Source organism: Bacillus cereus group sp. TH152-1LC (assembly GCF_027710505.1).
Classification (GTDB): domain Bacteria; phylum Bacillota; class Bacilli; order Bacillales; family Bacillaceae_G; genus Bacillus_A; species Bacillus_A mobilis.
Genome location: NZ_JAQFNK010000055.1, coordinates 1 through 6,374, shown reverse-complemented (window position 1 = coordinate 6,374; position 6,374 = coordinate 1). Strand labels below are relative to the sequence as shown.

Below are 6,374 nucleotides of genomic sequence, written 5' to 3'. Positions count from 1 at the left end.
AAATTCTTGTCAAAATACTCTAATGCATCGTTATAAACATAACGAGAACGTTCAAAGACTAATTCTTTGAACTCCTCGTCTTTATTTAAATCATAATTTCCACAAATCCTAAGTAATGCCTTGTTAGACGTAGAAAGAATGCGTTTTAGGTTATCATCTTCCTCATCACCCAAGTGCATCCTATCTTTAAATTCTTGTAATATTTCAGTTGAAATCACTGTAACCATTCACATCATTCCTTATTTAGTTTCTGGAGTTGTAGGCGGTGTGAAAGAAATCTTTAAATCATATACAAGAGCCGCTTTATTATCTTTCGGTTTCCCATTAGCAAATTGTTTAATTGTATACAGAGTAGCATCTTCGAAAGCTAATGTTTGATCAAATTCTTTTAGCTTGTATCCGCCTGCGATTGCAGCAATATATTGTCCTTTTACAAAGAATAATGCTTTACCAACAGGAACTTCCTCACACTCGACAGGTTTAATGTTATAAGGCAATGCCATTACCCATTGACCTGTTGCGGTCTGGATTGTATTACGTGCTTGTACGCCAATCGCATCAATCGGGTTAACTACCATTACAATTTTATTTAATACTTTTCTGGATTTCCCTTTTGCATCAACAGATAAAGCTTTTACTACTTCATAAAGTTCGCCTGCTACAATTACCCCTTTATCAGACGGAGCAAATGTTAGTTTACCAGAAGATTTTTTATCAGTAACAGCGCCTGTCTCTGGATTTACATCTTTCATTAAACCAACTGGTTGATGCGCTACAGATCCGCCACCATTAATAAAGCCAAATTCTAGACCGACAGAATATGTTTCTACTAAAACAGTTCGAACATAACGTTCAATCCATTCCGGGCCAAGTTCCTTCATATCATTTGGAATTGCTGCAAATGCAGTTAATTTAAGTTGACCAATTTTTTCTTGTTTGAAGATGGCATCAATTTGCCCACGGATTTCACCGAATAACTCGCCCCATACATACGCCTTCGTTGCATCAGAATAAATAAACTTCGTAACTGCTCCTAAATCTTGCAAACCAATTTCAGCTAATAAGGGATGTTCCGTAACTAAATCTTCAAACACACGCTCTTGAGTCGTTACAGGAAGGATCGAGCCATCTGTAAATCCACCTTCTTTAACAACTGCATTGAAGAATTTTGTTTCTGCTGAAGTTAAAACATTTTGACCACGTTGCTGTAAAATTGAGCGATCAAGCATATCGTTATTTACTTGTTCACGAACAGTATTTGCTACATCTGTTTGTAGTGCATCAAAGAAACCTTCAAACGCTGACGTTTGTTCTTGTTCTGTACTTTCCGCGTTCGTTAAAGTATCCGTCAATTTTGCTTTTGCCTTATTAAATGCTTCAGATTTATTAAATTTAATAACCATTATGTGTTTCCTCCATTTTTTTATAATTTTAAAAGGAGCCCTTTAATCCCACTGTTTTTTACAGGTTTAGGATTCGGCTCCTTTGGTTGTTCTTCTATATTGTTTTGTAAATCATTCAGGATTTCATTTTTTAATCCTGATAATGCTGCATTTAAATCTCCTTTTGTGATTCCTTGGCCTTTGTTCATGGTTCCATTTCTAAAGCCATCGATTACTTTCTGCGGAAGCATGGCAGCAGTAGCCGTTGAAGCTGTCATTTTAACTGGATTCTCCATAAACATGATTTCATCCGCGAAATTGTTTTCTAATGCTTGTTGCGGACCCATCCAAGTTTCTTCAGCCATCATGTTAAGTAGTTCTTCTTCTGATTTACCACTTTTAATGACATAGGCATTTACAATTGCTCGATCTGTTATTTTTAACATCTCAGCCGCCTTTTCCATGTCACGATGATCTCCACCATGCCACTTAGCAGCGTTGTGAATCATGATTTTTGCTGTTGGAGAAATTCGAACTTTATCACCTGCCATCGCAATTACAGAAGCTGCACTTGCTGCTAAACCAACAATTTGAACTTCCACATGACCAGGATAATTTTTTAATGCTGTGTAAATTTCCGAACCCTCATCTACATAACCACCAGGACTATTGATTGATACAATTAAATCATCACCATTGGCATTAGTCAGTTCTTTTGAGATTTTACCTGGGCTTGCAGCATCCATTTCAAACCAATCATAAATCCAAGCTTCATCATTCGAAATAATTGGTCCTTTAACGTCAATTTTCACCGTCATTTGTATTCTCACCTCCTTCTCCTGTATTCATTTCAGCGTAGTTTTTCGTAATATAATGTTTGTTCAAGTTAGGATCATCCGAGATATCATAATCTACTTCTACCCTAATTTCATTTCCCTTAAATACACCAGAAGCAACCAATTTATCTATTTTTTCCGCCAAGTCAAATATGCTTTGATAAGAAACAGCTTTTACTTGAATCCTCTTTCCTTCAAGGTACTCTTCTTCTTCAAAGAATTTCACATTCACTTCATCTGATAGCTTTTTTAATAATGGTCTTACTGTAAAAAGCATATAATTCTTCGTCTGCTTCTCTACATCAGCCATTTCACCATATAACAAAGCAGTCGGAATACCAAAAGCCATTGCTACTTGATTTAAGAAGCCATTTGTTACTTTATTAATTTCCTCCACACTCTGCCCAGAACTTGCTCCACCTGACGTTTCAGCATACTTAAAACCTGGTTGTTGCGGAATGATAGCAACGTCTTTTTCTCCAATCGCTTTGTACATGTTATCAATGAATTCTTGAAGCTTCGCTTGATGTTCTTTACTCTTTGCAGCAAGCATGTCCATATCAACTGTTCCGCGAATTTGATTTTTGCGCTTTTGAGAACTTAATATCCTACCGAACAAATCACCATAATCAGTAAACAAACCATCGATAAGAGGGGCTAACTTGTCATTCCTGTATCTTAAATGAATGACTTCACTTTGTTTAAAACTTCTCTTAAACTGATAATCTTTTACAGTGACATTTGTAAAAGTATCTTCAAACACAGCATATTCGTTATGTTCAAAGTCATCAGCAATAAGTAAATCACCATCATCCGCTTGGATAATCAAAGCTTCATTATCATAAATAAGTCTGTAAATGAAACTCTCCCAAAAGGTACTTGCTGTCATATTCTTATTCGGTCTGACATTTAATCGGTAGTAAAGCTCATCCTTTTCAAATTCTTCACCATTTTTCACTCTAAATTCTGACTGACTAATTGTTCTCCCTAAAACGGATATACAGGTATCAATCACCAGTCGCTTCATGTGTACCCTATTGGCTTTCTCAATAAACATTTCCACATCAAACATAAATCCTACTTCACTATTTCTTTTAAAAACCGCATCTAGCCATCCAATGATTATCACCTCCTTATTAGAATTTAATACCGTCTAGCATAAAGTCGAATTCATCCACAAGAATGTTATCCGCTTGCCATAATGCATGGATAAATGCTTGGAATCCATCTGTTTTGCGCTTAAATTCATCTTTTTTCAGATATTCTTTGTTGCCGTCCTTTTTGATGTGGACGTAAACATTGTTGGTGTACCAACGCATTAATGGATTATCTCCGAAAATAATACGATTGTTGGCAAACAACGTTTCAACCCTTGGTGCTAATAAAGAATGAATCGCTTTTGGATTACGAATATATAACAATATGAAACCTTCAGCTTCAAGTGCTGTTTTAACAAGATCAAGACGGAAAGTATCAGCTACTATTGTGTTAAATCCGTATATCTCACGCATTTTTACAAACCAATCTACAATGTGAGAAATATTAATAACTGGTTCATCCACAATAGTTAGTAAACCATTTTCAGCCCATTCATATATAGGTGCTTTTAATTTCACCTTGTCCAAGAATCCTTTACGTACAAATGAATGACCTTTCCATATATAATCTTCACCATGTTTAAATAGTAAACCGACCGCAGCAAAGTCTTTGATGCTGGCGAAGTCAAGTCCACCTACAGCTACTTTATGTTTTAAATCAGGAACTTCTCTAAGCGTTTCTCCATCTTCTTCAAAACCAGTACGCATGATTTCTTCCCATGAAGCTACAGACTTTGTTAAATCTGTTTCAGGGTAATTCATACGTTTTGTGATGAATTCTTCACGGTTTGAAGGATTATTTTCTAATTGTTTATATTGGGTTAATACCTTTTTAAATAATTGTTTAGCATAAGAACTTCTCGGCTCACTAAACATCGGATTCGCTTTTTCCCATACATCAGGATTATCAATTTCTTCTGGATTATCTATCTTGCAAATGAAAGGGAATAATGGATCTTCTAAATCTTTTCCCTTTAGAATGTTCATCGCTCGCTCTTTCGTTTTGTCCAGGAATCCGTCGCGGACAAAGCCATCTGTACCAATAAAAAATTCTCTAGCATTTGGCACTTTTCCAAGTCCACTAGAGAATACATTTACTACATCAAAGTTTTCGTATCGATGTATTTCATCGTAAATAACACAACCGTCACGAAGTCCATCCTTAGAACCAGCATTAGATGTATGATATTGCATAATGCTTTGCGTATCGTTACTCAGTATCTCTACCTTGGTTCGATAAAACAGATCTTCTAGTATTTCTTTTCCTTTAATAGCATCATAGACTTCACGAAAAGAAACTTTAGCCTGCTTCTCGTTGTTTGCCACAATTGAAACATTATATCGATCTATTCCATGCAGTGGACTAATAAAGAAATGGCATAATGATGAAATTAAACCGTTTTTACCACCACCACGAGCCATCATAATTAAAAATTGCTCGTAAAAAACAGAACCATCTTCTTTATAGAAAAGAAAAACAAATGCTGTTAGGAACTTTTGGAATGCTTGCAATTCAAAGTACCATTTCTCAGTGAATTTTATATAGTCCTCATGCATTTCATTATCGAAATACAAATCATCGCGTATTAAGATGTATGTCTCCAGGTACTCAATTAGCATTATGCGCTCTTTATTCAGCTTAATTTTCCCTGCGCGATACATTTCAATATATTCAGTGACATATTTATTTTGAATCATGTTAAATCTTTAACTGAGCGCATAGGTTTTGAAGGAACTTTCTTTTCTTCTGCCGATGCTTCTAATCCAAGTGCATCTAAAATCTTTATCATTCGATCATTTGTTTTGTGTAAATCATTAATAGAAGGATTGGATTTCGGACCATGCATGCCAGATACTTTTATTCCTGTTTCTTCAATATCATCAACAAGAATACACTTTAAATCCCACAACGATAAATAGTCTTGAATTAAGTCAGTATAATGATTACCTACAATCTTCTTTTCTTTTAATTGGTTTGTTAGATCCTTTTCAATCCTTTTTCTCATTGTTTCACGCTTCACTCTAGCCACAATATCCCTCCCTTCTGATTTACATCATTTTCCAATTTGATATAACGCGCGAATTTGGTTATAAATTTGAAAAATCGACCCCCCTCCTCCGGTGCCCCATTTATCGAAAAATCATGAAATATCTGAGGGGGAGGGTTGTTTCTGAATCCTTTTTACCACTTTTCATCGTTTTCCCATTTGTTCGGTTTCTTTTTGAATGTTCTACCGTGTTCTTTATTATGGCAATCCACACAGATTGTTTCTAAATTATCTATTTCTAATGCAAGTGCTGGATGATGTTCAAATTCTTTTATATGATGGACAACAAGTTGAATCTTCTTACGCTTTGCGCTCTCACTGTACTCATTGGTATCTGTTTGCACTCGACCATTACGTTTGCATTCCTGGCACTCATAGTTGTCACGCTTCTTTACTTGTTCACGTATTCTCTTCCACTCGCCACTGTCATAGAACTTACGCTTTTGTTGTTTTATTTTATATTCTTCCATCACTTATTTACCTTTCATTTTGTCCTAAATATGGACATTTTTGAGTATTTACTGTTATGTTCCTCATGCTATAGTAAGAGTACCCTAATTCCCGAGACCACCTGGTCAACGGATATCGTTTATATTTGCACAGTTGCACATCTTCCTAAGCAGATGATGCAGCTGTGCTTATTTAATTACTCTATCAGAAATTCACCCATTGTTTTATCGAGCATTTGTCTCACTCTCATCATTTCTTTTCAAATTACTTTGAGCTACTGTCCTATATTCCGATTCTTCTTTTTCTTTTTTTTAAATAACATGCTTCCTACACCTCCTAATAAAATTAAGAAAAGCACCCAGATGGATGCTCCCTTATTTCATATGACACTCCCTCGCTTTTACTACTATTGGAAAACTATCTTTTATAGTGTCAGCAACAACAAGAAGATAACTGACCACGAATTTCACCACTAGGATGTTGGACAGTACGAACATTAATATAAATATTTTCAACATTAATTTCATTTACAAGATCCCTTAACGAATGACCTGCTAATGA

General features: G+C 35.5%; 8 protein-coding genes. All 8 read right to left on the bottom strand.

Translation table 11 applies throughout. The features are described from left to right. The coding region (locus tag PDL00_RS34430; protein ID WP_270733824.1) for a hypothetical protein at nt 1-227 on the bottom strand (227 nt) is incomplete at its 3' end. 12 nt (nt 228-239) lie between these two features. Beyond that, nucleotides 240-1,403 (bottom strand): phage major capsid protein, encoded by a 1,164-nt coding sequence (locus PDL00_RS34425; RefSeq protein ID WP_270733823.1) that lies wholly within the window; start codon nt 1,401-1,403, stop codon nt 240-242. Nucleotides 1,404-1,423: 20 nt separating this feature from the next. After that, nucleotides 1,424-2,200 carry a head maturation protease, ClpP-related gene (locus tag PDL00_RS34420; protein ID WP_270733822.1) on the bottom strand — a complete coding sequence of 259 codons (777 nt, stop codon included), beginning with the start codon at nt 2,198-2,200 and terminating at the stop codon, nt 1,424-1,426. After that, nucleotides 2,184-3,347, bottom strand: a complete 1,164-nt coding sequence (locus PDL00_RS34415; protein ID WP_442868357.1) for a phage portal protein — start codon at nt 3,345-3,347, stop codon at nt 2,184-2,186. Before PDL00_RS34415 ends, PDL00_RS34420 begins: the two co-directional genes overlap by 17 nt. A gap of 7 nt (nt 3,348-3,354) precedes the next feature. Continuing rightward, the gene (locus tag PDL00_RS34410) at nt 3,355-5,013 is read right to left on the bottom strand and encodes a terminase TerL endonuclease subunit (RefSeq protein ID WP_270733821.1); all 1,659 of its coding nucleotides are present in this window, start codon (nt 5,011-5,013) and stop codon (nt 3,355-3,357) included. Beyond that, nucleotides 5,010-5,345 (bottom strand): P27 family phage terminase small subunit, encoded by a 336-nt coding sequence (locus PDL00_RS34405; protein WP_016124643.1) that lies wholly within the window; start codon nt 5,343-5,345, stop codon nt 5,010-5,012. Before PDL00_RS34405 ends, PDL00_RS34410 begins: the two co-directional genes overlap by 4 nt. A gap of 152 nt (nt 5,346-5,497) precedes the next feature. After that, nucleotides 5,498-5,833 (bottom strand): HNH endonuclease, encoded by a 336-nt coding sequence (locus PDL00_RS34400; protein ID WP_270733820.1) that lies wholly within the window; start codon nt 5,831-5,833, stop codon nt 5,498-5,500. Nucleotides 5,834-6,245: 412 nt separating this feature from the next. Further along, nucleotides 6,246-6,374, bottom strand: a 129-nt coding sequence (locus PDL00_RS34395) for a CHRD domain-containing protein (protein WP_270733825.1), incomplete at its 5' end; no start/stop codon positions are given.

Coding starts and splice junctions, on each gene's coding strand:
- PDL00_RS34425 (WP_270733823.1), bottom strand. CDS start 1,403: ATGGTTATTAAATTTAATAAATCTGAAGCATTTAATAAGGCAAAAGCA.
- PDL00_RS34420 (WP_270733822.1), bottom strand. CDS start 2,200: ATGACGGTGAAAATTGACGTTAAAGGACCAATTATTTCGAATGATGAA.
- PDL00_RS34410 (WP_270733821.1), bottom strand. CDS start 5,013: ATGATTCAAAATAAATATGTCACTGAATATATTGAAATGTATCGCGCA.
- PDL00_RS34400 (WP_270733820.1), bottom strand. CDS start 5,833: ATGGAAGAATATAAAATAAAACAACAAAAGCGTAAGTTCTATGACAGT.